The sequence below is a fragment of the Roseomonas sp. AR75 genome (genome assembly GCF_005222815.1).
Classification (GTDB): Bacteria; Pseudomonadota; Alphaproteobacteria; order Acetobacterales; family Acetobacteraceae; genus Falsiroseomonas.
Window position 1 is genome coordinate 514089 of the sequence record NZ_STGB01000001.1, and the last position, 22762, is coordinate 536850.

A 22762-nucleotide genomic window follows, 5' to 3' on the forward strand; every position below is an offset into this window, starting at 1 on the left:
CCGCGAAGGGCGCCCTGCCAGGGCGGTGGATGCTCGGACCATGCCGCAGCGCCGTCGCCCATGCGATCTTCCAGGCTTGCCGGAGTTCCGCCGCTTTCCGGAACCGCCTTGCCGCCGGCGTCACTCCGGCACGCCGGCTTTCTCCAGCCCTTCGACGAAGGTGCCGCAATGGGCGAAATTGGCCAGCACGCGGCGGATGACCCCGAGGCGGAGCGGTGGGCCGAGCCTTTCCCGCACAGCCATGAAGGTGCGCGCCTCCTCCACCAGGCCGAGATGGCCGCAGCAGCTGATCAGCGTGTGGTAATGGCCGGTGTATTCCGCGAAGGCGGCGACCGAGGCGCGCAGATGCGGCAGCGCCGCCTCGAACCGCCTTGCGCCGAGCAGCGCCAGGCCGTGGGTCGAGCTGTAGATGCCGGCGAAGGTGTCGAGCGGGCTCATCCGCAGTGCAAGCCCGGTCTCCGCGATCGCGGCGTCGTACTGGCCGGCCCGCAACAGCGCCCAGCCCAGCATGCAGCGCCCGATGGCGGAGTTCGGGTTCAGCTCCCGCGCCGTGCGCAGTTCGGCCAAAGCCTGGTCATGCGCGCCGGCATTGCTGAGGCTCATGCCCAGCACCATGCGCGCCCAGGGCTCGGCCGGGTCCAGCACCACCGCTTCCTCCGCGATGCGGCGCGCCTCGACATAGCCGCTGCGCGGATCGGGCCAGCCATAGCAGAGCGTCGCCCACCAGATCGCCCAGGCGAGCGTGGCATGCGCGCGGGCATAGCCGGGGTCGATCGCGATGGCGCGGCGGAGCAGATACTGCGCCTCCTGGTTCTCCCGCCGCCCGACGCGATTCACGAGGCCGAGCGCGCGCACCACCAGGCCCCACGCGTCCATGCTCTCTGGCGGCTGGCTGGCGGCCCGGAAGCCTTCCTCGGCATAAAGATGCGGCTCGATCGCGGCGACCACATGGGTGGTGATCTCGTCCTGCACCGCGAAGACGTCGGCCAGCGCGCGGTCGTAGCGTTCGGCCCAGATATGCTTGCCGCTGCCGGCGTCGATGAGCTGGCCGGTGACGCGGATGCGCGCCTCCGCGGTGCGCAGGCTGCCTTCCAGCACGTAGCGGACGCCGAGTTCCTGCGCGACCTGCCGCACGTCAACCGCGCCGCGATAGCTGAAGCTGGAATTGCGCGCGATCACGAACAGCCAGCGCAGGCGGGACAGCGCGGTGATGATGTCCTCGGCGAGGCCGTCGGCGATGTGATCCTGCCCGGCGTCGCCACTCATGTTTGTGAAGGGCAGCACGGCGATGGAAGGCCCGTCGGCCGCACCGCCCGCGGCGTCGCGCGCCGGAGAGCTCTGCCGCAGCACGAGCCCGGTCTGGCCTTCCACGATGGCCAGCGTCCGGTCGGAGAACAGGCCGGTCAGCAGCTTGTCGACCGTGGACTTGCCCAGCCGGGTGCGATGGGCGAACTGCTCCCGCGACATCCGCTCGCGCGCGATGTAGTCCCGCACCAGCCCGGCGATGCGCTTGCGTTCTTCCATGCTCCTCGGTCGCGTGGGCCACGGCGGCGGTCCCGCCGCGAATGCCCCGCGCTGCCTTCCTCTCCCGATCCGCGCTACGGCCGCGCGCGATGGCCGTTCAGCAGGTCAGCACGACATTGCCCATCACCGCGCCGCGCTCAACCATCTCATGCGCTTCCGCGATGCGGTCCAGCGGCAGCGTGGCGCCGACGGCATGCGCAAGCTGTCCGCCTTCAAGCCAGAAGCCGAGCTGCGCCAGGCCCTGTTCGCGTGCTGCCACGGAAAGTTCATACACGATGAAGAAGCGGATAGCCGCGCCGGACATGATCATCGGCCCGAAGGCGAGCGCCATCTCGGGCTTTCCCGAACCATAGCACACGCAGAGCCCGTCCTTCGCCACCACCTGCGGCAGCAGCGCGGCATTGGCGGCGAGGTCCACCTCCACCACCCGGTCCACGCCGCGCCCGCCGGTGGCCTCCGCGACGCGCGCGGCGACGTCCTCCTCGCGGTAGTTCACGACGAGGTCGGCGCCGGCCGCGCGCACATGCGCCGCCTTCCCCGCAGAGCTGACGGTCGCGATCACCTGCGCGGCGCCGAGCAGCTTCGCCATTTGGATGGCGTAGTGCCCGACCGCGCCGGCGCCGCCGGCGACCAGCACGGACTGTCCGGCGACGCCGCCATCCGTCTGCACCGCGCGCCAGGCCGTCAGCGCGGGGATGCCGAGGCAGGCGCCGGCTTCGAACCCGGTGTTATCCGGCAGGCGCACGGCCTGGGCGGCGGGAAGGGCGATGTATTCGGCTGCCGTGCCGAAGGGGCGCTTCCACTGGCCGTTCCAGATCCAGACGCGCTCGCCGATCCGCGCCCGGTCCACGCCCTCGCCGACGGCCTCGATGGTGCCGGCGCCGTCGCTGTGCGGGATCACGCGCGGGGCAACCATCGGCCGGCTGCCCGCCCGCGTCTTCCAGTCCGAGGGATTCACGCCGGAGGTGGCGAGCCGCACCAGCACCTCGCCGGGACCGGGGGAGGGGGTGGGCATCTCGCCGACCACCAGCACCTCGCGCGCCGGTCCGTTCCGTTCGTACCACGCCGCCCGCATCGCCCGTGTCCTTCCCGTCCGCGCTTCTTGTGCCGGGAAGAGCGGGCGCGGCCAAGGCTCGTGGTTGTGCAGGTCTCAGGGGCGGCTAGGCTGGGCCGATGGGCGCAGGGTCAGGACGATGAACGACGCAGCAGGTCGGGCCGAGCTCGCTGCAAGGCTTCGCCAGGCGGGCTACGACCTGCCGGCCGAGGCGGTGGCGGACATCGCAAGGGGGCATGCGCTGCTGGTGCCGATGCTCGCGCGGATTGCGCCGCAGCCGCCGGCCGCCGAACCCGCCACCGTCTTCCGCCCGGAGACGGCGCGATGATCCCCGCCGGCATCGCCGAGGCGGCCTCGCTGTTCCGCGCGCGGAAGCTCTCGCCGGTGGAGCTTGCGCGTGCCTGCCTGGACCGCATCGCGCGGCACGACGCAACGCTGCACGCCTTCGTGCGCGTCACGGAAGACCGCGCGATGGATGACGCGCGTGCGGCGGAGCAGCGGCTGATGCGCGGCGAGGCGCGCGGGCCGCTCGACGGCATTCCCTTCGCGCACAAGGACATCGTCAACACCGCCGGCATCGAGACCACCTGCTGCTCCCGCATCCTCGCGGGGCACGTGCCCGCGCGCGACGCGCATGCGGCGAAGCGCCTGGCCGAGGCCGGGACGGTGCTGCTGGGCAAGCTGACAACGCATGAATTCGCCCTCGGCGGCCCCTCCTTCGACCTGCCGACGCCGCCGGCGCGCAATGCCTGGGACAGCGCCCGCTTCACCGGCGGATCGAGCAGCGGCTCCGGCACGGCGCTCGCGGCCGGGCTGGTGCTGGGCGCGACCGGGTCGGACACGATGGGCTCGATCCGCTCGCCCTCGGTGTTCTGCGGCACGACGGGGCTGAAGCCGACCTATGGCCTGGTCGGGCGCAGCGGCGTCTTCCCGCTGGCGCAGTCGCTCGACCATGTCGGGCCGATGGCACGCAGCGCCGAGGATTGCGCGCTGCTGCTTGAGTCGATGGCGGGTCCGGACCACGAGGACCCCGCCTCGTCGGGGCGCGAAGCCAAGGGGATCGCGGCGCAGATCGGCGGCGGCGTGCGGGGGCTGCGCATCGGCGTGATCCGGCATTTCCATGAGAGCGACAACCGCGGCAGCCCCGCGGCGCTCGCCAATCTTGACGCTGCGCTGGCGGTGTTCCGCGACCTCGGCGCCGAGGTCGCGGAGGTGACCCTCTCACCGCTGGCCGAGTGGCATGCGGTCGCCGCGACGATCATGCTGGCCGAGGCGCATGCGGTGCATGCGCCCTGGCTGCGCACCCGCTTCGCCGAGTATGGCGGCATCTTCCGGGAGCGCGTGGCGCTCGGCGCGCTGATCGGCAGCGAGCAGTATCTGAACGCGCAACGCCGGCGGCTGTCGCTCTGCGCGGAGATGGCGCGCGCCTTCGAGCGCCATGACGTGCTGGTCACCCTGGCGCAGCCCGGCGAGGCGCCGCCGATCGATGCCGTGTCGCGCTGGGGCGTGCTGGAACTAGGCTCCTTCGCCGCGCCGTTCAACGTGACCGGAGGGCCCGCCGTGGCGTTCGGGACGGGGTTCGGCGAGGGCGGGATGCCCACGGGCATGCAGATCGCCGGCCCGGCCTTCGCCGATGGCACGGTGCTGCGGGCCGCGCATGCCTACCAGCAGGCGACCGGCTGGCACGCAAGGCGGCCGCCTATTGCGGGATGAGGGCGATCGGCCCCGGCAGCCCGCGCCCCGTCCACAATCCCTCGAGCACCTGCCGCGCCGTGCTGTCGCCCACCGCGGGCGCGGCCAGTTCGAGGAATTTCTCGGAGAGTTCCGCGTCGCTCAGCGGCAGGTCCGGGTCGCCCTTGCGGGTCGGCTGGAAGTGCCGCAGCGCCCGCCCGTCCTTGAGCCGGACGGTCACGCGCGCCGCGCGCTTCTGCGGATAGGCATCCGCAAGTTCCGGATCGAGACTGACGGTCACCCTTGGCATCAGGGCGCGGATTGCCGGGTCCGCCAGCCGCTCCGGCGCGAAGGCGGCCAGCCTCACGCCACCGAGCCGCAGCAGGGCCGCGGCGCAGTACTGCATGCTGAACCGCGCTTCCTGCTCGGTCGCGGCATCCGGGCGGTCGCAGATGTCCTTCGTCGGACCATAGCCGCCGACATGGATCGCCTCCACGTCATCCGCGCCGAAGCCGGCCTGGCGCTGCAGTTCGCGCAGGCCATCGAGGCCCGCGAAGATATGCCCGCAGCAGCCATGGTTCTTGAAGGTCATGGCGGCGATCGCCTGGCTCTCGCCAAGCCCGGCCAGCGCCTTCTGCCACTTGCCGCGATCCTCGCTGGTGGCGGCGGCGAAGCCGACCGGCCCGTCCAGCACGTCGAGCGCACCGGTCACGCCGGCCTGTGCCGCCAGCGCGGCGAGCGCGCCCGCTTCGGCGGCGTGGCCGGCATGCAGCGGCTTGCTCATCCCCGCGCCGCGGAACGCCTGTTGCAGCCCGCCCGCCATCGTCGCCGCCGTGGCCATCGCATGGCCGATACGGTCCGCATCGCAGCCCAGCAGCACCGCGCCGGCGACGGCGGCACCGAAGGTGCCGACCGTCCCGGTGGTGTGCCAGTAGCGGTAATGGCTCGGCTGCACCGCGACGCCGATCCGGCAGGAGACCTCGTAGCCTGCGACGATGGCGCGCAGCAGGTCCTGCATGTCGGCGCCGCGCGCCTGGGCAGTCGCCAGCGCCGCCGCGATGGTGGGGCAGCCCGGATGGTAGCCGGCATCGCGGTAGATGTCGTCGAACTCGACGGTGTGGCTCGCCGTGCCGTTCAGCAGCGCCGCACGGCGGATGTCGGAAGGGGCGCCGTCCACGTAGCAGATCGCCGCGCCGCCTGTCGGCGTTCCGGCGGGCAACGCGCGCGCCAGCAGCGTCGCGGGCGGATGCGCGCAGCCCGCGAGCAGCGCGGCGAACCAATCCACCAGCGCCCGGCGCGCATGCCGTTCCAGCGCCTCCGTCAGCGGGCGGTCGCGCCAGGTCGCGGCGTGGTCCGCCAGCATGAGCAAGGGATTGTCCATCGTTCCACTCCCGCAGGGCGACGCCCGTGCCGTCCTGGGGCATCCTAGCATCGCGGGCGGTTCCCTGGCAGTTTGCCGCCTGCGCAAGCTCCTGGTCGTGAGAGACAATGGTCCACGCTCCCCAGCGCCCGCCCGCCGGCGCGCCGCCTGTCCGCATCAACCTCTATTCCGACACGCAGACGCTGCCCTCCGACGCCATGAAGGAGGCGATGATGCGCGCCGAGCTCGGCGACGAGCAGCATGGCGACGATCCCACGGTGCATGCGCTGTGCGACCGCATGGCCGCGCTGATGGGCAAGGAGGCCGCGGTCTTCATGCCCTCCGGCACGATGTGCAACGTCGCGGCGACGCTGACGCATTGCCGCCCCGGCGACGAGATCATCGCGCATGAGACAGCGCATATCCTCACCAGCGAGGGCGGCGCGCATGCCGCGCTCGGCGGCTTCCAGATCCTGCCGCTGAAGGGTGCGCGAGGCATGTACAGCCCGGACGAGCTGCGTGCGCATATCCGCGGCAAGTCGCGCCACACGCCGACGCAGCGGCTGGTGGAGGTGGAGCAGACCGCCAATATCGGCGGCGGCGCCGTCTGGCCGAAGGCGACGCTGGATGCCATCGCCGGCATCGCGAAGGAGCATGGCCTCGCCACCCACATGGATGGCGCGCGGCTGATGAATGCCTGCGTCGCGGCCGGGCTGCCGGCGTCGGAGATGGCGGCCGGGTTCGACAGCGTGTGGCTCGATTTCACCAAGGGGCTCGGTGCGCCGCTGGGCGCGGTGCTGTGCGGCTCCCGCGACTTCATCGACGATGCCTGGCGTTGGAAGCAGCGGCTTGGTGGCGCGATGCGCCAGGCCGGCATCTGCGCCGCCGCCTGCCTCTACGCGCTGGACCACAACGTGGCGCGCCTGGCTGAGGACCATGCGAACGCCAAGGCGCTGGCGCGCGGCCTGGCGCAGATCCCCGGCATCAGGGTGGAGGCGCCGGACACCAACCTGGTGTTCTTCGATCCCGCCGGCACGGGCGTCGCCGCGGCGGAACTCGTCGGCCGGATGCGCATGCAGGGCGTGCAGCTTTCGATGCTGGGCGGGCGCATCCGGGCCTGCACGCATATCAACGTGACCGCCCCGATGATCGACGAAGCGCTGGAGATCCTGCGCGGCGCCGTCCGCCGTTGACGCGATGAGCTGATGCGCGTGTGCGCGGGCGGGCGCATGCTCGCCCGACAGTGCGACGGGAGGGCGTGACCATGGCCAAGGGACAGAAACGCAGCGGCCGGGACGCCGGCTGAATGGACCGCGAGGCGCTGACGGCCTGGGCGCTGGCGAATGGCTGGCAGATGATGGCCGGCCATCCCAGCCTGGTGAAGCCGTCGAACCCGAAGGACGCCATCGTGCGGATGGTCTTCAAGGCGACGGTGGTGAACCTCGAGGTGAAGAAGCCGGCGGGCAAGTGGGAGAAGGTGTCGGGCGCGCCCTATGGCGCGATCGAACCGGCCGAGGAGGACGGGCTTCCCCGCGGCCTCGGCCTCGACACCATCACCGGCCTGACGATGCTGATGCGCGACAACAAGGACCGCCAGGTCTTCGCGCGCATGACAGGCAAAGGCTAGCTCCCCGCGACCTTCGCCAGCAGCCGCGCATGGCTGCGGGCGCCCTGGTGGAAGCAGCGCAGGTCGAATTTCTCGTTCGGGCTGTGCACCTGGTCGTCCTCCAGTCCGAAGCCCATCAGCACGGTATCCAGGCCGAGGATGGACTTCAGGTTCGACACCACCGGGATCGAGCCGCCGCAGCCGATCAGCGCCGCCGGCCGACCGTATTCGTCCTGCAGCGCCGCCATCGCCGCGCGCATCGCCGCGCTGTCCGTCGGCACCTCGATGCCGGCGGAGGAGCTGAACACCTGGAATTCTGCCTTTGCATCCGCCGGCATGCGCGCCTGCACGAAGGCCTTGAAGCGGTCCAGGATCGTCGTGTGGTCCTGCCCCGGCACCAGCCGGAACGACACCTTCGCATGCGCCTGCGAGGGGATGACGGTCTTGCTGCCGGGCCCCGTATAGCCGCCCCAGATGCCGTTGATGTCCGCCGTCGGCCGGGCCCAGAGCCGCTCCAGCGCGCTGCGGTCCTTCTCGCCGATCGGCACCGATAGCCCGATGGCGCCGAGGAAATCATGCTCGCTGAAGCCGAGCGACTGCCAGGACGCGCGCTGCTCGGCCGAGACCTCCGGCACATCGTCATAGAAGCCGGGCAGGCGGATGCGCCCGTTCTCGTCGTGCAGGTCGCCCAGGATGCGCGTGATCAGGTTGATCGGGTTCAGCGCGCTGCCGCCATACATGCCGGAATGCAGGTCGCGGTTCGCTGCGGTGATGTCGAGCTGCACGTAGCACATGCCGCGCAGGCGCGTGGACAGCGCGGGTGTGTCCACGTCCCACATGCCGGTGTCGCTGATGACGGCGACGTCGGCCTTCAGGTCCTTGGCATTGTCGGCCAAGAAGCCGGCGAGGTTGGGGGAGCCGATCTCCTCCTCGCCTTCGATGATGGCGGTGATGGCGCAGGGCGGGCCGCCGGCGACCTGGTGCCAGGCGCGCATCGCCTCCACCCACATCATGGTCTGGCCCTTGTCGTCCACCGCGCCGCGCGCGACCAGGCGCTTGCCGTGCGGCCCGTCCACGATCACGGGATCGAAGGGCGGCGAGTGCCAAAGCTCCAGCGGATCGGCGGGCTGCACGTCGTAGTGACCGTAGAACAGAAGGTGCGGTGCATCCTTTCCGGGACCCGGATGATGCGCGACCACCACGGGATGCCGGTCCGTCGGCCGCACGGCGGCGGTGAAGCCGACGCCGGCAAGCTGGTCGCGCACCCATTCCGCCGCACGCACGCAATCCGTCGCATGCACCGGCTGCGCGCTGACGGAGGGGATGCGCAGCCACTCCACCAGCCGCGCCACCGCCGCATCGCGATCGCCGTCGAGCGCCGCAAGAACCTCTGTCGTCTTGTCCACCAACATCACTCCGTTGCGCTGCGCCGGACCAGGGCGAGCGCGGCATCCACCGTCGCTGCCCGCACCGCGGTCCTGTCGCCAGGGAAGACGTGCCGCTCAACGCGGGTCGGGGCGCCGCGTCGCGCGCAGCCGATGAAGACCAGCCCCACCGGTTTCGCCGCGCTGCCGCCGGATGGCCCCGCGATGCCGGTGCAGGAGACGGCGATGTCGGCGCCGGAATCGGCGAGCGCGCCCTCGGCCATCTGCCGCGCCACGGGCTCGCTGACGGCACCATGTGCGGCGAGCATCGCTTCCGGCACGCCGACCAGCCGCGTCTTCGCCTCGTTCGAGTAGGTCACGTAGCCGGCCAGAACGGTGGCCGAGGACCCGCTGATCGCCGTCAGCGCCGCCGCGATCAGCCCGCCGGTGCAGCTTTCCGCCGTGGCCAGCGTCAGCTTGCGCGCCTGCAGCATCGCCAGCAGCGATGCGGCGTCGTCGAGCGTCGTCGCGTTCAGCATCACCCGATCACCCCCGGCAGCAGCGCCTGCAGCGCCAGCAGCAGCATGCCTGCGATCACGCCGGCAAGCACGTCGTCCAGCATCACGCCCGTCGCGCCCGGCTGCGCATCCGCCCAGGAAACCGGCCAGGGCTTCAGGATATCGAGCAGCCGGAACAGCAGGAAGGCCAGCGCGACGCCCGCCAGCGTCGCCGCCGGCAGCGCAGCCAGCGCGATCAGCATGCCCGCGCCTTCGTCGGCGACGAACCAGCCCGGATCCTCCTCCGGCGTCAGCACGCGCGGCGCGGCCCAGAAGCCTGCCAGCGTCAGCAGCAGCGCCAGCGCCAGGCAGGGCAGGGGGCCGAGCAGCACGCAGGGCAGCACCACCGCGCTGCCCCAGGTGCCCGGCCCGGGCCGCAGCAGTCCCGCGCCCCCGAGCGTCGCGACGAAGCGCGCCGCATCGAAGCCGCCGCCCCGCCGACGGGTCACGGAATGGCATCCAGGAATCGGTCGAGCCGCGTGGCGACGGAGCGCTCGTCCAGCGTCGGGCAATGTCCGCTGCCCGCCAGTTCGAACAGCACCATGTCCGGCCGCATCAGCTTCATCCGCGCCGCCGTCTCGGCCGAGAGCAGCCGGGAAAGTCCGCCGCGCACCAGCATCAACGGTGCATGCGCCAGCGCGCCGAAGGCGCCCCAGAGTTCCGGCACCTTGCCGTTGCCCTTCATCGCCTCCGCGATGCGGATGTCCCAGCGCGGATGGAAGCGGCCATCCCGCCCGGCCGCGTAGGTCAGCGCGGTGAAGCGGCGCCAGCCCGCCTCGTCCATCACCAGCGGCGGCAGCTTCTCCCGCAGATACGCCGTCGCGGTCTCGAGGTCGGGCAGCGCCGGGTCGCGCCCGACGAGATCCTGCACATCGCCGAGCCCGGCCTCCTCCAGCTTCGGGCCGATGTCGTTCAGCACCGCGCCGGCGATCGCGCCGGGCCGCATCACCGCCAGCACCATCGCGAGGATGCCGCCGAAGCTGGTGCCCAAAATCACCGCGCGCGGGCAATGCAGCGCGGCCATCGCGTCCAGCACGTCGCGCAGCGAATGCTCGATGCCGTAGCGCGCCAGCTCGGCCGGCCGGCCGCTCTCGCCATGGCCCGCCAGGTCCAGCGCCACCACCCGGCGCGTCGCCGCGTGGCGCTCCGCGAGGAGCGAGAAATCCATCGCGCTGCGGGTGATGCCGTGCAGGCAGAGGATCGGGGTGCGGTCCTCCGGTCCGGCAAAATCGAGCGCGGAGAGCGCCAGCCCGTCCCGGGCGCGGAAGCCGACGCGGCGTGGCGTCACGGGCGGCCCGCCAGCAGGCCATCCAGCGGATGCGGCATGTCCGCCGTCGCGGGGTTCTTCGCGCGGTACACCACGGTGTTCTCCACCACGCGCTGCACGTAGTTGCGCGTCTCGCCGAACGGGATCAGCTCGATCCAGTCGCGGATGTCCGGGCCGCTCGCCACGCGCGGGTCGCCATAGGTCCCGAGCCAGTCATCCACGCGCCCGGCGCCGGCATTGTAGGCCGCGGCCGCCAGCGGCAGCGCGCCGCCATAGCGGTCCAGCCGGTCCGCGATATAGGCCGAGCCGAGCCGCAGATTGTGCGCCGCGTCGGTCGTCAGCATGCCCGTGTTGTGCGGAATGCCGAGCCGCCGCGCCACACCCGCCGCGGTGGTGGGCAGCAACTGCATCGGCCCGCGCGCATTGGCGCGGGAGACGGCGGTGAGCTCGAAATTGCTCTCCTGCCGCGTGATGGCGTTCACCACGGCGGCCTCCGCACCGTCGGGCGGCGTGGGATACGGGGTGGGCCAGCCATCCTCCAGCAGGATCACGCCGTCGGCGCCGGCGCGCCGCGCCACCCATACGGCATGGTCGGGCCGGCCCATCAGCACGGCGAGCCGGGCGATCAGCCAGCGATCGGCGGCGTCGGGCGAGAGTTCCTCCATGCGCAGCAGGAAAAGCCTGGCGCGATCCGACTGGCCGAGATCGGCCAGCGTCACCGCCGCCCGCGCCAGTTCCCGGCTGCCGAAATCATGCGCCCGCTCGCGCGAGGGCTCGGGCAGGGCGGTGCTGGCGATACGTGCGGAAAGCTGCGCCGGCGTCTCGCCCAGCGCACGGCTCGACAGCTGGCCGTAGAAGGCAACCGGCAGCGCCGCACCCTGCTCCCATCGCGCCCGCGCTTCCGCGGTCCTGCCCTGCGCTGCCAGCGCCAGCCCCTCCCAGTAGGCGGCGCGGGAGCGGGTGATGACGCTGACGCTGTCATCGTCCACTCGCGCAAAATGGCGCTGCGCGCCCAGCGGGTCGTTCAGGCGGCGCAGCGCGATGAAGCCGGCCAGGAACTCCGCTTCCTGCCGTGGCTCGCCGGGCTCCGCCTGGCCGTGATTGGCGGCCACGCGATAGGCCCGCTGGGGGTCGGACAGGCGCAGCAGCTTGCGTGCCAGGATCTGGCGCTCGGTCCAGATCGCGCGCGCCGCCTGCGGTGAGAGGTCACGCTGCAGCGGTTCCGCCGCCGCCCAGACCGCCGCCGCCTCGGCGTCCTGGTCGCGCCGGCGAAGCTGCCGCGCCGCCTCATAGGCCACGCCGATGTCGCGGGTGGCGGCGCCGGAATTGATCTCGCGCTCGCCTCTCGCCGCCAGCCGCGTCTCGGCGATGGCGCGCCGGTTGCCGGCCAGAAGCGGAATCACGCGGGCGGCCGCGGCGGCCTGGTTGTCCCACAGCAGCCGGTCGAAGCGCTGCCAATGGTCCTCGGCCGTGAGCACGGCGGCATAGCGCGCGGCGAAGGCGGCCTCCGCCCCGGGATCGGCCGGTGGGCCGTCCCGCCACGCCTCGCGCAGCATCGGCGTCGCCTGGGCGCCGCGCCCGGCGCGCGCCAGGGCGTCGGCATAGCGCTGTGCGCCTTCGATGGTGCGGGGCGGGATGCGCGCGAAATGCCGCAGGACCAGCGCATCGTCCGGGTCTGTCGCCAGTGCTTCCTCGGCGCGGCGGGCGGTGGTCTCGGGCAACGGCCAATCCGGATTCTCCGCCAGCCAGGCCGCGATCTCGGCGCCCGACGCGCCGGAGGTGCGATTGTACATGCGCATCCAGGTCACCAGCTTGGCGGCGACGGGATCGGCGGATTGGGCCAGCGCCTCCGCATCCGTGAAGCGCCCGGCCATGGCGGCCGCGAGGGCCTGACGCCCGGCATTGCGCGCCGCCGGGCTCGCCCAGGGCTGGGCGGCGGCGGGCAGGGCAAAGGAAATCAGCAGGATGGCGAGGATGATCCGGCGCATGGCGCGGAGCATAGCGCGATTCCCGGTCTTGCGTCGGCCTTGCGGCGACGCCCCGCGACGCCTAGGTTCCGCGACCCGCCACACACGAGGGAAAACCGATGTTCCGGGGATCGCTGGTCGCCTTGATCACGCCCATGCAGGCCGACGGCTCCCTCGACCTGAAAGCCTTTGCCGATTTCGTGGAGTGGCAGATCGCGGAAGGCACGCAGGGCCTGATCCCCGTCGGCACCACCGGCGAGAGCCCGACGCTCAGCCACACCGAGCATCACGAGGTCATCGAGCACTGCATCGCCACCGCCCGCGGACGCGTGCCCGTGATCGCCGGCACCGGCAGCAACTCCACGGCCGAGGCGATCGACCTGACGCGTCATGCGAAGCGGGCCGGCGCCGACGCCGCGCTGGTGGTCACGCCCTACTACAACAAGCCGACGCAGGAAGGCCTGTATCGCCACTACATGGCGATCGCCGACGCCGTGGACCTGCCGATCATCATCTACAACATCCCCGGTCGCAGCGTGGTCGACATGACGGTCGAAACGATGGGACGGCTGGCGCAGCACCCCAACATCGTCGGCGTGAAGGACGCGACGGCGAACCTCACGCGCCCGCTGCACACCCGCATCGCCTGCGGCCCGGATTTCTGCCAGCTCTCCGGGGAGGACCACACAGCGGTGTCCTATCTCGCCGCCGGCGGGCACGGCTGCATCAGCGTCACCGCCAACATCGCGCCGCGGCTCTGCCGGATGATGCACGACGCCTGGGCCGGCGGCCGCGCGCAGGACGCCATCGAGATCCAGGACCGGCTGGTGCCGGTGCATGACGCGATGTTCTGCGAAACCTCGCCCGGCCCGGTGAAGTATGCCGCCAGCCTGCTCGGCAAGAGCAGCGACCTCTGCCGCCTGCCCATGGCCCCCGTGGCCGAGACCACGAAGGTCCGGGTCCGCGAGGCCATGACCAGCGCCGGCCTGTTGAACTGAACGGTGCCCTCAGACGCCGGGCGCGGCCTCCGGCCGCTTGGCTTCGCGGCACCGGCCGCGGCCGCCATTCGGCGGCTCGGCCCGCCTGAAGTGCGGCGGGCCGCCTTTCGCGCGACTTGGAACCCATGGCCGAACCCCGAAAAAAAGGCCTGATCAGCCACGGCGTCGCCGCGCAGAACCGCAAGGCGCGCTTCGACTACAAGATCAACGACACGATCGAGGCCGGCGTCATGCTCGTCGGCCCCGAGGTGAAGAGCCTGCGCGCCGGCCGCGCCACCCTGGCCGATGCCTGGGCCGGCGAGCGGGACGGCGAGCTCTGGCTGTTCAACGTCTACATCCCCGAATGGCAGGCCGGCAGCTTCGTCGCCCGCTTCGAGCCGCGCCGCCCGCGCAAGCTGCTGCTGCACAGGAAGCAGGTGCGCGAGCTGATCGGCGCCATCACGCGCGACGGCACCACGCTCGTGCCGATGGACATCCACTTCAACGAGCGCGGCGTGGCGAAGATCACGCTCGGCCTCGCCGAGGGCAAGAAGAAGCACGACAAGCGCGCCGCCATCGCCGCGCGCGACTGGCAGCGCGACAAGGCGCGGCTGATGCGGGACAAGGGGTGAGGCCCGGCGCCGCGCTGCTGCTCTCCGCGCTGCTCGCGGTGCCGGCGCGGTCCGAGACGCTGCCCACGCCCTTCGGCGCACCCGGCCCGGCGCGGCCGCTTTCGGCCCGGCCCTGCCCGGCGCCCCCGTCGCCCGTCGTCTCGCTGCAGAGCCAGGGCTTCTACACCGATGCGCGCGCCTCCATCCCCGACCCGGCGCGCGTTGCGGCCGATCGGGATGCGTCGCGGCCGCTGACCGAGTGGCTCGAGGCCCTGCAGCGGCCGACGGAGCGCTGGGTCGCGCTGCGCGACCCGGCGGAGGCGGCCTGCGCGCTGGCGCTGCTGCATGCCTGGGCGGAAGCGGGCGCGCTGCTCGGCGCGTTCAACACCCAGGCCGCCTACCACCGGAAGTGGACGCTCGCGGGCGCCGCGCTGGCTTTCCTGGCGCTGCGCGACGCGCCGGCCGCGCCAGGGCACCAGGCGCGCATCGCCGCATGGCTGGCGCATGTCGCCCGCGCCGTCCGCCCGCCTTATGACCGGCCGCCGCCGAACCGCATGCCGAACAGCGTGCAGAACAATCATGTCGCCTGGGCCGGCCTTGCCCTGGCCGCCGCCGGCATCGCCGCGGGAGACCGGGCCCTGCTGCGGGACGGCATGGGGTATGGCCGCCGCTTCCTCGCCGCCGTCACGCCCGAGGGGGCGCATCCGCAGGAGCTGTCGCGCGGGCGGATGGCGCTGCACTACCATCTCTTCGCCCTGGCGCCGCTCGCCGCGCTCTCGCGCCTTGGCGCGGCGGCGGGCGAGCGCTTCTCGGCCGAGGAGGCCGCGGCGCTGGATCGCCTCGCGCGCTTCGCCCTGGCGCAGACGCGCGACAGCACGCGGATCGCGGCGCTTGCCGGCGCGCCGCAGGGCCACCTCGCCGACCCGGCGCGACCTTGGCTGGCGGATGGGCAGGGCTTCGAGATCCTGGGCCTTGCGCCGGAGGCCCTCGCGCCCTTCCGGCCCTATCGGCAGCGCTGGCTGGGCGGCAACGCGACCCTGCTCTGGGGCCGCTGACCCCCTTGCGCCCTGCGGCCTGGCGCGCACCTATGCCGGGCGAGGAGATCGCATGCCCGAGGACGACGCCGTCCCGCTGACCGGCAAGGTCAAGGACAAGCTCATTGCCGCGAAGGAGGAGTGGGCGCGCGAGGGCCGCCTTCTGACGGGCACCCACGCCGATCCCCGCGCCGAGCGCCTGCCGCCCGGCCAGCGCCTGGTGCAGGACTGGCCGGTTCTGGATCTCGGCGTGCAGCCGGATGTGAACCCGCAGAACTGGCGCCTGCGGATCGAGGGGCTCGTGATGGCCCCGGTGCGCCTCACGCTGGATGAGTTCCGCGCGCTGCCCCAGGCGGAGCGGGTCAACGACATCCACTGCGTCACGCAATGGTCGCGCTACGACAATGCCTGGCAGGGCGTGGCGGTGAGCACGCTGCTGGATCTCGCGCGGCCCAAGGACGAGGCGCGCTTCGTCTCGCTCACCAGCTATGACGGCTACACCACGAACCTGGCGATGGAGGATTTCGCGCGGCCGGAGAACCTGTTCGCGCATGCCTGGTCGGGAAGGCCGCTGGAGCGGCAGCATGGCGGTCCGGTGCGGCTCGTCGTGCCGCATCTCTATTTCTGGAAGAGCCCGAAATGGGTGACGCGGGTGGAATTGCTGCGCGAGGACCGCCCCGGCTTCTGGGAGGTGCGCGGCTACCACAATCGCGGCGATCCCTGGATGGAGGAGCGGTATGGGTGATGTTCCCCGCAGGGCCGTGCTGGCGGCGCCGCTGCTGATGGCGGCCGCGCCGGTGCCCGAGGTCTCCGAATACACGCTGTCCGCGCTGGAAGGCGGCACGCTGAGCCTCGCCGATTTCCGCGGCCGCGCGCTGCTGATCGTCAACACCGCGAGCTTCTGCGGCTACACCCCGCAATACGCCGCGCTGCAGCGCCTGCATGACCGCTTCTCGGCGGAGGGCTTCGCCGTGATCGGCGTGCCCTCCAACGATTTCCGCCAGGAGAGCACCGACGCCGCGCGCATCCGCGAGTTCTGCGACACGATGTACGGCATCACCTTTCCGATGGCGGGGCTGACGCAGGTGCGCGGCCCGCAGACGCATCCGCTGTTCATCTGGCTGGCCGAGCGGGGCGGCGGCGCGCCGCGCTGGAATTTCCACAAATACCTGGTTGCGCGCGACGGCAGGACAGTGCGCGCCTTCCCCACGGCGACAGAGCCGGAGAGCCCGACGCTGCTGCGCGCAGTGCAGGCCGCGCTCGCAGGGCGGCCGCTGGTCTAGGCGCCCGCGCCGCGCGATACCCTCCGCGTGTCGTTGCGCCAGATCCTGCTGCTTCTCGGCCTCGCGGGCTGCGCCACCGGCGATGTCGTCATGGTGACCCAGGCGCGGCAGGCGCTGGTCGGGCTTCCCGCCGACGACCTGCGCCTCTGCGCCGGCATTCCGGACCGCGAGGCGGAATCGCCCGGCGGCACCTTCTGGACCTATGACCGCGGCGCGCCGGCCTCCTCGCTCTCGGGCGGGCTGCCCTGGGTGGATATGGGCGTCAGCCTCTCAGGCAGCGGGGAATGCCGCACGACCTTCCACCTGGTGGATGGCCGGGTGCGGCGGATCGGGTTCAGCGCGGCGCGGGAGGCCGGTGTCATCACCGACGCCGCCTGCGCACCGGTGGTGCGCGGCTGCATGCGGATGCTGCGGGAAGGCAGCATCGCCACGCGCTGATCACGCGCCGATGCGTGCCACGATGCTGCGCACCACCGCTTCGAACATCTCCGTCGTCAGCCGCCCCGTCTGGGTGTTGTAGCGGCTGACATGGTAGCTATCGGCCAGCAGCACGCCGTCCGGCAGCGTGTGCATCGCGCCATGCGCGAACCGCAGCCGCGCCGCGGGAATGCGGTAGGATTTCAGCAGCGCGTTGTGCGCCACGAGGCCGAGCGCGAGCACCGCCTTCAAGCCCGGCATCGCGGCGCGCTCGGCCGCGAGGAAGCGGTTGCAGGTGGTGACCTCGGCGGGGGTCGGCAGGTTCTCGGGCGGCACGCAGCGCACCGCATTGACGATGCGCGCGCCCACCATCTCCATGCCGTCGCGCGGATCCTCGCGATAGTCGCCGCGGGCCAGGCCGAATTGCAGCAGGGTGGCGTAGAGCAGCCGGCCGGCATGGTCGCCGGTGAAAGGCCGCCCGGTGCGATTCGCGCCCTTCACCCCGGGAGCGAGGCCAAGCACCATCAGCTTCGCGTCGCGCGGCCCCCAGCAGGGCACGGGGGCATTGTGCCAGTCCGGCCATTTCGCCCGGTTGGCCTGGCGGTATTCCACCAGGCGCGGGCATAGCGGGCAGTCGTGGCCCGGCGTTTCGGCGGTCTCGGTCATCCCGGCGCCATAGCGCGCCGGCGCTACTCCGGCACCTCCACCGGGTCGCGGAAGGGCTCCGCGGGTGTGGCGCGCGGCCGCGCCTCGGCCGGACGGGGGACGGCGGCGGGTCGCGGGCGGGGATCAGTCTGGCGGCGCGTGATGTCGGGCGCGAGGTCCGCGAGGTCGATGAACTGGTCCGCCTGCCGGCGCAGCTCGTCCGACACCATCGCGGGCTGGGTGCGGATGGTGGAGACCACGCTCACCCGCACGCCCTGCTGCTGCACCGCTTCCACCAGGCGCCGCAGGTCGCCGTCCCCGGCGAAGAGCAGCACATGGTCGAGCCTGGGCGCGAGGGTCATCACGTCCACGGCCAACTCGATATGGATGTTGCCACGCACCCTGCGCCGGCCGGCCGCGTCGGTGAATTCGCGCGCGGGCTTGGTGACCACGCAGTAGCCGTTGTACCCCAGCCAATCCACCAGCGGACGGAGCGGCGAATACTCGTCGTTCTCCAGCAGCGCGGTGTAATAGGCCGTGCGGACCAGCCGAGCCTGGCGGCGGAAGAAGCCGAGCAGGTTCTTGTAGTCCACGTCGAAGCCGAGGTTGCGGGAGGCGCCATAGAGATGCGCGCCGTCCATGAAGAGGCCCAGTCTCTCCTGAGGATCGAAATGCACGTCGTGATCTTTCGCTCGCAGCAGGCGCACCATAGTGAAACCGTCACGCCTCGTCACCGGTATGTTCCACGGGCCGTGACGGCGTGATCCTCATCGGGATCGGGGCCAACCTGCCCGGGCCCGACGGTGCGCCGGCGCTGGAAACCTGCCGAAGCGCCGCGGTGGCACTCGACCACGCGCCAGGGCTGCGGCTGCGGGCCCTGTCACCTTGGTTCGGTACTGCACCGGTTCCCAGGGAGGCGGGCGTTCCCGAATATGTGAACGGGGTGGCGCTGCTGACGCCACGGCCGGGAGCGGAGCCGCCGTCCGCCGAGGCCCTGCTGGCACAACTGCAGCGCATCGAAGCCGCCTTCGGCCGCGTCCGCTCCGTGCCGAACGCGCCGCGCACCCTCGACCTGGACCTGCTGGACCTTGACGGCCTGCGCCGTGCCAGTCCCGATCCGGTGCTGCCGCATCCGCGAATGCATCTGCGCGGCTTCGTCCTCGAGCCGCTGCGCGCCGTGGCGCCGGGCTGGCGGCACCCCGGCCTCGGCCGCACCGCGGACGAATTGCTGGCGATGCTGCCCGACCAGGGAGTCCGCCCGCTCGCCTGAACGCTTGCGCGCACGCAGCCCGATGGCTACATGGGAGGCTCACCAGAGGAGGGGACGGTCGGCCCGGGCTTCAGCTTGCCCGCATGGCTGCCACGTCCCCGCTACCGAATTGGAGCCGCCATGGCACGCGTTACGGTCGAGGACTGCGTCCTCAAGGTGCCGAACCGCTTCGAGCTCGTCCTGCACGCCGCCCAGCGCGCGCGCAACATCAGCCGGGGCGAGGAGCTGACGGTCGAGCGCGACAACGACAAGAACCCGGTCGTCGCGCTGCGCGAGATCGCCGATGCGACGGTCGACCTCGACATGCTGCAGGCCGACCTGATCAAGTCGCTGCAGCGCGCGCCGGAGCCGGAGCCGGCCGAGGAGGAGGTGCTGGACCTCATCGCGACCGACGAGAACATCTTCGGCGTGATGGACGTGAACGAGGAGCCCGCCGGCGATGGTGCGGGCCTCGAGGATCTCTCGGCCGACGACATCGAGGCGGCGATCGCCGCCGAGCTCGGCGGGAAGCGCTGACGCCCCGAGGACCTGGCGGGGGCGCCGCCCCCGCTTACCCCGGCAGGCGCCGCGTCGCGGCGGCGCCACCGTGAACGCGCCCATGGGGCCGTCCTGGGCGCCCGAGGGCCTCGCCGCCGGCGTGCCGGCCAGTGCCGGGCACGACCTGGCCCGGATCGTCTCCGCCTATGACCAGCGCGCCGACGCCGACCTGATCGAGCGCGCCTTCGAGGTCGCAAACGCTGCCCATGCCGGGCAGAAGCGCGACAACGGCGACCCCTACATCACCCATCCGGTCGCCGTGGCGCAGATCCTCGCGCAGTACCGGCTGGATTCCGCCTCGATCGCGACCGCCCTGCTGCACGACGTTGCCGAGGACACCAAGACCGGCCTCGCCGAGATCGAGAAGCGCTTCGGCAAGGAGGTCGCGCGGCTGGTGGATGGCGTCACCAAGCTGACGCGGCTGGAACTGCAGTCCGAGCGCACCAAGCAGGCCGAGAATTTCCGCAAGCTGGTCCTCGCCATGAGCGAGGACATCCGCGTGCTGCTGGTGAAGCTGGCCGACCGCCTGCACAACATGCGCACGCTGCATTTCGTCCCGCAGCCCGAGCGCCGCCGCAAGACCGCGCGCGAGACGATGGAGATCTTCGCCCCGCTCGCGGAGCGCATCGGCATGGACGCGCTGAAGACCGAGCTCGAGACGCTCTCCTTCCGCGAGCTAGACCCCGACGCCTTCCAGACCATCGCCGCGCGCCGCGCTTTCCTCTACGGCCAGGGCGCCGAGCTGATCGACGAGATCAAGGACGACATCGTCCGCGTCATGGCGGAGAACGGCGTCGAGGTGCTGGAGCTGACGGGGCGGGAGAAGTCGCCCTACTCCATCTGGATCAAGATGCACGGCAAGAAGGTCGAGTTCGAGCAGCTCTCGGACATCATGGCCTTCCGCATCATCGTCGCCGACAAGGGGGCCTGCTACGCCGCGCTCGGCGCGGTGCACAGCGCGTATCGCGTCGTGCCCGGGCGCTTCAAGGACTACATCTCGACGCCGAAGCCGAACGGCTACCAATCCCTGCATACCGGCGTCACCGTGCCCGAGAAGCGCAACGCCAAGATCGAGGTGCAGATCCGCACGCGCGACATGCACGAGTTGGCGGAATATGGCGTCGCGGCGCACTGGATCTACAAGCAGGGCGGCCTCGCGGCGCGCGACCAGCAGAAATTCCCCTGGGTCAAGGAACTGCTGGAGATCCTGGAACAGGCCGCGGAGCCGCAGGAGTTCCTGGACGCCACCCGGCTGGAACTGCATCGCGACGAGGTCTTCTGCTTCACGCCCAAGGGCGACCTGATCGCGCTGCCGCGCGGCGCGACCTGCGTGGACTTCGCCTACCAGGTGCACAGCCAGGTCGGCGACCAGTGCGTCGGCGCCAAGATCAACGGCGTCATCAAGCCGCTGCGCACGCCGCTGGAGAATGGCGACCAGGTCGAGATCATCACCGCCCGCGGCGGCACGCCGAACCCGCAATGGGAACGCTTCGTCGTCAGCGGCAAGGCCAAGGCGCGCATCCGCCGCTTCGTCCACGCGCAGCAGCGCGAGACCCAGCGCCAGGAAGGGCGTGCCGCCATCGCCAAGGCGTTCCGCCAGGAAGGCGTCGATTTCTCCGAGAAGCTGGTCGAGCCCGCGCTGAAGCAGCTCAAGCAGCCGAGCTTCGAGGAGCTGTGCCTCGTCGTGGCCTCCGGCGCGGTCTCGCCGAGAGATGTGGTGCACGCCGTCTATCCGGAACTGCGCGGGCCGCCGCGCTCGGCCGATGCGCTGCCCATTGCGCGATCCCGCGCGCGGGCGGTGCCGCCGATCCCGACCAAGGGCGGACGGCGCGACGTCGCCATGGGCGTCTCCGGCCTTGTCGCGGGCATGCAGGTGAATTTCGCCGGGTGCTGCCATCCGCTGCCCGGCGACCGCATCGTCGGCATCGTCACCACGGGCAAGGGGGTGACGGTCCACAAGGCCGATTGCCACAACCTCTCGGGCTTCGCCGAAAGTCCCGAGCGCTTCCTCGACATCGACTGGGATTACGAGGGCGGGGCAGGGGGCGCGCATCTGGGCCGCATCGAGGTGGTGGCCTCGGCCGATCGCGGTGCGCTCTCCGCCGTCACGGACGCCATCGCGCGCCAGGACGGCGCGATCGAGAACCTGCGCATCCACCATCGCGGCCCGGACTTCCAGGAGATCTCGATCGACGTGGAGGTGCAGGACCTGCGCCACCTGTCCAACATCATCGCGGCGCTGCGGGCGGTGCAGGGCGTGGCCCAGGCCGAGCGGGCTAAAGGCTAAGGGCGCTCAATGATCATCGGCCTCGGCAGCGACATCATGGACATCCGCCGGATCGAGCGGGTGATCGAGAAGCACGGCCAGCGCTTCCTGGAACGGGTCTTCACGCCACTGGAGATCGCGAAGGCCGAACGCCGCACCGAAAGGATCCGCGCGGCGACCTACGCCAAGCGCTTCGCGGCGAAGGAGGCCGCGTCCAAGGCGCTCGGCACCGGTTTCCGCCAGGGCGTGTTCTGGCGCGACCTCGGGGTGGTGAACCTCTCCTCCGGCCAGCCGACGCTGCGCATGACCGGGGGCGCGGCGGAGCGGCTGAAGGCCATCACGCCGCCCGGCCACCTGGCGCATGTCGCGCTGACCATGACCGACGAGTTCCCCTATGCCCAGGCCATGGTGATCATCAGCGCCATCCCGGCCCCCGCCGTGCTGGGCGGGATCGGCCGGCCCGCCGCGGCGCCTGCGCCGCAGGACGCTCTTCCTTGACACGGGGGGCGGGGCCGCGCTCTATCCGCCCGCGCAGCGACGGACCCGGCGCCCCGGCCGGCCAGTAGGATGCCCGTGAACACCCCCTCCATGGCGAAGAAGAAGTCGGGCGGCTGGCTCGAGTCCATCAAGACGATCGTCTATGCCGGGCTGATCGCCATCGGCATCCGCACGATCGCCTTCGAACCCTTCAACATCCCCTCCGGCAGCATGATCCCGACCCTGCTGGTGGGCGACTACCTCTTCGTCTCGAAATTCTCCTACGGCTATTCGCGCCACTCGCTGCCCTTCAGTCCGAACATCTTCTCCGGGCGCATCTTCGGGCGGCTGCCGGATCGCGGCGACGTCGCGGTGTTCAAGCTGCCGCGCGACAATTCCACGGATTACATCAAGCGCATCATCGGCCTGCCGGGAGACCGCATCCAGGTGCGCGGCGGCGTGCTGCACCTGAACGGCCAGGCGGTGCGCCGCGAATTCCTCGGGAACTACACGGTGGAGGGCGACGGGCCGCGCATGGTCGTGCGCGAATACCGCGAAATCCTGCCGCCGCAGCCCGGCGTCGAGCCGCACGCCCACATGATCCTGGAGATGTCGGACGACCAGCCCTACGACAACACGCCGGAATTCGTCGTGCCGCCGGGCCATGTCTTCGCGATGGGCGACAACCGCGACAACAGCCTCGACAGCCGCGCGCAGAACGCGGTGGGTTTCGTGCCGCTGGAGAACCTTGTCGGCCGCGCGGAATTCATCTTCTTCTCCGTCGATGGCTCCGCGCGCTGGTGGGAGGTCTGGGGCTGGCCGACCGCGATCCGTTGGACGCGCATCTTCACCGCGGTCCGGTGAGCGGCGAGCAG

General features: G+C 71.5%; 25 protein-coding genes. 15 read left to right on the top strand and 10 right to left on the bottom strand.

Annotated elements, in window-relative coordinates; genetic code table 11:
* Nucleotides 1-120: 120 nt before the first annotated feature.
* Nucleotides 121-1524, bottom strand: coding sequence for a hypothetical protein (locus E4T13_RS02340; RefSeq protein WP_137176626.1), 1404 nt, complete (start codon nt 1522-1524; stop codon nt 121-123).
* A 97-nt stretch (nt 1525-1621) separates the two neighbouring features.
* Nucleotides 1622-2599, bottom strand: coding sequence for an NADPH:quinone reductase (locus E4T13_RS02345; protein ID WP_137176627.1), 978 nt, complete (start codon nt 2597-2599; stop codon nt 1622-1624).
* Between the two features lie 118 nt (nt 2600-2717).
* On the opposite strand from E4T13_RS02345, the gene E4T13_RS02350 reads away from it, so the two are divergent.
* On the top strand, nt 2718-2906 hold the full coding sequence (locus E4T13_RS02350) for a hypothetical protein (RefSeq protein WP_137176628.1): 189 nt from the start codon (nt 2718-2720) through the stop codon (nt 2904-2906).
* Nucleotides 2903-4291, top strand: a complete 1389-nt coding sequence (locus tag E4T13_RS02355; RefSeq protein WP_137176629.1) for an amidase — start codon at nt 2903-2905, stop codon at nt 4289-4291. The genes E4T13_RS02350 and E4T13_RS02355 overlap by 4 nt, the downstream gene beginning before the upstream one ends.
* On the opposite strand, the gene E4T13_RS02360 is transcribed toward E4T13_RS02355, so the two are convergent.
* Nucleotides 4278-5630, bottom strand: coding sequence for an MmgE/PrpD family protein (locus tag E4T13_RS02360; RefSeq protein ID WP_137176630.1), 1353 nt, complete (start codon nt 5628-5630; stop codon nt 4278-4280). The genes E4T13_RS02355 and E4T13_RS02360 overlap by 14 nt on opposite strands.
* A 107-nt stretch (nt 5631-5737) precedes the next feature.
* On the opposite strand from E4T13_RS02360, the gene E4T13_RS02365 reads away from it, so the two are divergent.
* Nucleotides 5738-6802, top strand: coding sequence for a low specificity L-threonine aldolase (locus tag E4T13_RS02365; RefSeq protein WP_137176631.1), 1065 nt, complete (start codon nt 5738-5740; stop codon nt 6800-6802).
* 113 nt (nt 6803-6915) lie between these two features.
* The gene (locus E4T13_RS02370) at nt 6916-7236 is read left to right on the top strand and encodes a hypothetical protein (RefSeq protein WP_137176632.1); all 321 of its coding nucleotides are present in this window, start codon (nt 6916-6918) and stop codon (nt 7234-7236) included.
* On the opposite strand, the gene E4T13_RS02375 is transcribed toward E4T13_RS02370, so the two are convergent.
* The 5 genes from E4T13_RS02375 to E4T13_RS02395 are packed head-to-tail and all read right to left on the bottom strand — an operon-like array spanning nt 7233 to nt 12403.
* Nucleotides 7233-8627, bottom strand: coding sequence for a dipeptidase (locus E4T13_RS02375; protein WP_137176633.1), 1395 nt, complete (start codon nt 8625-8627; stop codon nt 7233-7235). The two genes, E4T13_RS02370 and E4T13_RS02375, sit on opposite strands and share 4 nt — an antisense overlap.
* Complete coding sequence (locus tag E4T13_RS02380) at nt 8627-9118, bottom strand: CinA family protein (RefSeq protein WP_137176634.1); 492 nt, start codon at nt 9116-9118, stop codon at nt 8627-8629. The genes E4T13_RS02375 and E4T13_RS02380 overlap by 1 nt, the downstream gene beginning before the upstream one ends.
* The gene (locus E4T13_RS02385) at nt 9118-9585 is read right to left on the bottom strand and encodes a phosphatidylglycerophosphatase A (protein ID WP_137176635.1); all 468 of its coding nucleotides are present in this window, start codon (nt 9583-9585) and stop codon (nt 9118-9120) included. Before E4T13_RS02385 ends, E4T13_RS02380 begins: the two co-directional genes overlap by 1 nt.
* Nucleotides 9582-10424 (bottom strand): alpha/beta fold hydrolase, encoded by an 843-nt coding sequence (locus E4T13_RS02390; RefSeq protein ID WP_137176636.1) that lies wholly within the window; start codon nt 10422-10424, stop codon nt 9582-9584. The genes E4T13_RS02385 and E4T13_RS02390 overlap by 4 nt, the downstream gene beginning before the upstream one ends.
* Entirely contained in the window at nt 10421-12403 is a 1983-nt protein-coding gene (locus E4T13_RS02395; RefSeq protein WP_240790957.1) for a lytic transglycosylase domain-containing protein, read from the bottom strand. Before E4T13_RS02395 ends, E4T13_RS02390 begins: the two co-directional genes overlap by 4 nt.
* Nucleotides 12404-12489: 86 nt before the next feature.
* Between E4T13_RS02395 and dapA the strand changes: the two genes are divergently transcribed.
* The 6 genes from dapA to E4T13_RS02425 all read left to right on the top strand — a co-directional run bounded on the left by dapA (nt 12490) and on the right by E4T13_RS02425 (nt 16713).
* Nucleotides 12490-13368: a 4-hydroxy-tetrahydrodipicolinate synthase gene (gene dapA / locus E4T13_RS02400; RefSeq protein ID WP_137176637.1), complete on the top strand. Its 879-nt coding sequence runs from the start codon at nt 12490-12492 to the stop codon at nt 13366-13368.
* Between the two features lie 125 nt (nt 13369-13493).
* A complete protein-coding gene (gene smpB / locus E4T13_RS02405; protein ID WP_137176638.1) occupies nt 13494-13979 on the top strand; it encodes an SsrA-binding protein SmpB in 486 nt (161 codons plus the stop codon).
* A complete protein-coding gene (locus E4T13_RS02410; RefSeq protein ID WP_170984758.1) occupies nt 13976-15013 on the top strand; it encodes an alginate lyase family protein in 1038 nt (345 codons plus the stop codon). Before smpB ends, E4T13_RS02410 begins: the two co-directional genes overlap by 4 nt.
* Before the next feature lie 52 nt (nt 15014-15065).
* Nucleotides 15066-15737: a sulfite oxidase-like oxidoreductase gene (locus tag E4T13_RS02415; protein ID WP_137176640.1), complete on the top strand. Its 672-nt coding sequence runs from the start codon at nt 15066-15068 to the stop codon at nt 15735-15737.
* Nucleotides 15730-16275: a glutathione peroxidase gene (locus E4T13_RS02420; protein WP_137176641.1), complete on the top strand. Its 546-nt coding sequence runs from the start codon at nt 15730-15732 to the stop codon at nt 16273-16275. The genes E4T13_RS02415 and E4T13_RS02420 overlap by 8 nt, the downstream gene beginning before the upstream one ends.
* Nucleotides 16276-16302: 27 nt before the next feature.
* Nucleotides 16303-16713: a hypothetical protein gene (locus E4T13_RS02425; protein WP_137176642.1), complete on the top strand. Its 411-nt coding sequence runs from the start codon at nt 16303-16305 to the stop codon at nt 16711-16713.
* Here the strand turns inward: E4T13_RS02425 and E4T13_RS02430 are convergent, their stop codons facing one another.
* Both E4T13_RS02430 and E4T13_RS02435 read right to left on the bottom strand, forming a co-directional pair.
* On the bottom strand, nt 16714-17358 hold the full coding sequence (locus tag E4T13_RS02430) for a uracil-DNA glycosylase (protein ID WP_137176643.1): 645 nt from the start codon (nt 17356-17358) through the stop codon (nt 16714-16716).
* Nucleotides 17359-17381: 23 nt separating this feature from the next.
* Nucleotides 17382-18014, bottom strand: a complete 633-nt coding sequence (locus E4T13_RS02435; protein ID WP_137176644.1) for an NYN domain-containing protein — start codon at nt 18012-18014, stop codon at nt 17382-17384.
* 83 nt (nt 18015-18097) lie between these two features.
* Between E4T13_RS02435 and folK the strand changes: the two genes are divergently transcribed.
* From folK to lepB, 5 genes are all read left to right on the top strand, one after another.
* Nucleotides 18098-18607, top strand: coding sequence for a 2-amino-4-hydroxy-6-hydroxymethyldihydropteridine diphosphokinase (gene folK / locus E4T13_RS02440; RefSeq protein ID WP_137176645.1), 510 nt, complete (start codon nt 18098-18100; stop codon nt 18605-18607).
* 120 nt (nt 18608-18727) lie between these two features.
* Nucleotides 18728-19123 carry a DNA-directed RNA polymerase subunit omega gene (gene rpoZ / locus E4T13_RS02445; RefSeq protein ID WP_137176646.1) on the top strand — a complete coding sequence of 132 codons (396 nt, stop codon included), beginning with the start codon at nt 18728-18730 and terminating at the stop codon, nt 19121-19123.
* Nucleotides 19124-19205: 82 nt separating this feature from the next.
* Nucleotides 19206-21431 carry a bifunctional (p)ppGpp synthetase/guanosine-3',5'-bis(diphosphate) 3'-pyrophosphohydrolase gene (locus E4T13_RS02450; protein ID WP_137177665.1) on the top strand — a complete coding sequence of 742 codons (2226 nt, stop codon included), beginning with the start codon at nt 19206-19208 and terminating at the stop codon, nt 21429-21431.
* Between the two features lie 9 nt (nt 21432-21440).
* Nucleotides 21441-21908, top strand: coding sequence for a holo-ACP synthase (acpS, locus tag E4T13_RS02455; RefSeq protein WP_137176647.1), 468 nt, complete (start codon nt 21441-21443; stop codon nt 21906-21908).
* Between the two features lie 90 nt (nt 21909-21998).
* Nucleotides 21999-22751 (top strand): signal peptidase I, encoded by a 753-nt coding sequence (gene lepB, locus E4T13_RS02460; protein WP_137177666.1) that lies wholly within the window; start codon nt 21999-22001, stop codon nt 22749-22751.
* The last annotated feature ends 11 nt before the right edge of the window (nt 22752-22762 follow it).

What these genes read in the sequence shown, in the direction of transcription:
- E4T13_RS02380 (WP_137176634.1), bottom strand. Translation starts at nt 9,118, where the DNA reads ATGCTGAACGCGACGACGCTCGACGACGCCGCATCGCTGCTGGCGATG.
- E4T13_RS02350 (WP_137176628.1), top strand. Translation starts at nt 2,718, where the DNA reads ATGAACGACGCAGCAGGTCGGGCCGAGCTCGCTGCAAGGCTTCGCCAG.
- E4T13_RS02340 (WP_137176626.1), bottom strand. Translation starts at nt 1,524, where the DNA reads ATGGAAGAACGCAAGCGCATCGCCGGGCTGGTGCGGGACTACATCGCG.
- dapA (WP_137176637.1), top strand. Translation starts at nt 12,490, where the DNA reads ATGTTCCGGGGATCGCTGGTCGCCTTGATCACGCCCATGCAGGCCGAC.
- E4T13_RS02375 (WP_137176633.1), bottom strand. Translation starts at nt 8,627, where the DNA reads ATGTTGGTGGACAAGACGACAGAGGTTCTTGCGGCGCTCGACGGCGAT.
- rpoZ (WP_137176646.1), top strand. Translation starts at nt 18,728, where the DNA reads ATGGCACGCGTTACGGTCGAGGACTGCGTCCTCAAGGTGCCGAACCGC.
- E4T13_RS02430 (WP_137176643.1), bottom strand. Translation starts at nt 17,358, where the DNA reads ATGACCGAGACCGCCGAAACGCCGGGCCACGACTGCCCGCTATGCCCG.
- E4T13_RS02370 (WP_137176632.1), top strand. Translation starts at nt 6,916, where the DNA reads ATGGACCGCGAGGCGCTGACGGCCTGGGCGCTGGCGAATGGCTGGCAG.
- E4T13_RS02420 (WP_137176641.1), top strand. Translation starts at nt 15,730, where the DNA reads ATGGGTGATGTTCCCCGCAGGGCCGTGCTGGCGGCGCCGCTGCTGATG.
- smpB (WP_137176638.1), top strand. Translation starts at nt 13,494, where the DNA reads ATGGCCGAACCCCGAAAAAAAGGCCTGATCAGCCACGGCGTCGCCGCG.
- E4T13_RS02365 (WP_137176631.1), top strand. Translation starts at nt 5,738, where the DNA reads ATGGTCCACGCTCCCCAGCGCCCGCCCGCCGGCGCGCCGCCTGTCCGC.
- E4T13_RS02355 (WP_137176629.1), top strand. Translation starts at nt 2,903, where the DNA reads ATGATCCCCGCCGGCATCGCCGAGGCGGCCTCGCTGTTCCGCGCGCGG.
- E4T13_RS02360 (WP_137176630.1), bottom strand. Translation starts at nt 5,630, where the DNA reads ATGGACAATCCCTTGCTCATGCTGGCGGACCACGCCGCGACCTGGCGC.
- E4T13_RS02450 (WP_137177665.1), top strand. Translation starts at nt 19,206, where the DNA reads ATGGGGCCGTCCTGGGCGCCCGAGGGCCTCGCCGCCGGCGTGCCGGCC.
- lepB (WP_137177666.1), top strand. Translation starts at nt 21,999, where the DNA reads ATGGCGAAGAAGAAGTCGGGCGGCTGGCTCGAGTCCATCAAGACGATC.
- acpS (WP_137176647.1), top strand. Translation starts at nt 21,441, where the DNA reads ATGATCATCGGCCTCGGCAGCGACATCATGGACATCCGCCGGATCGAG.
- E4T13_RS02345 (WP_137176627.1), bottom strand. Translation starts at nt 2,599, where the DNA reads ATGCGGGCGGCGTGGTACGAACGGAACGGACCGGCGCGCGAGGTGCTG.
- E4T13_RS02395 (WP_240790957.1), bottom strand. Translation starts at nt 12,403, where the DNA reads ATGCTCCGCGCCATGCGCCGGATCATCCTCGCCATCCTGCTGATTTCC.
- E4T13_RS02415 (WP_137176640.1), top strand. Translation starts at nt 15,066, where the DNA reads ATGCCCGAGGACGACGCCGTCCCGCTGACCGGCAAGGTCAAGGACAAG.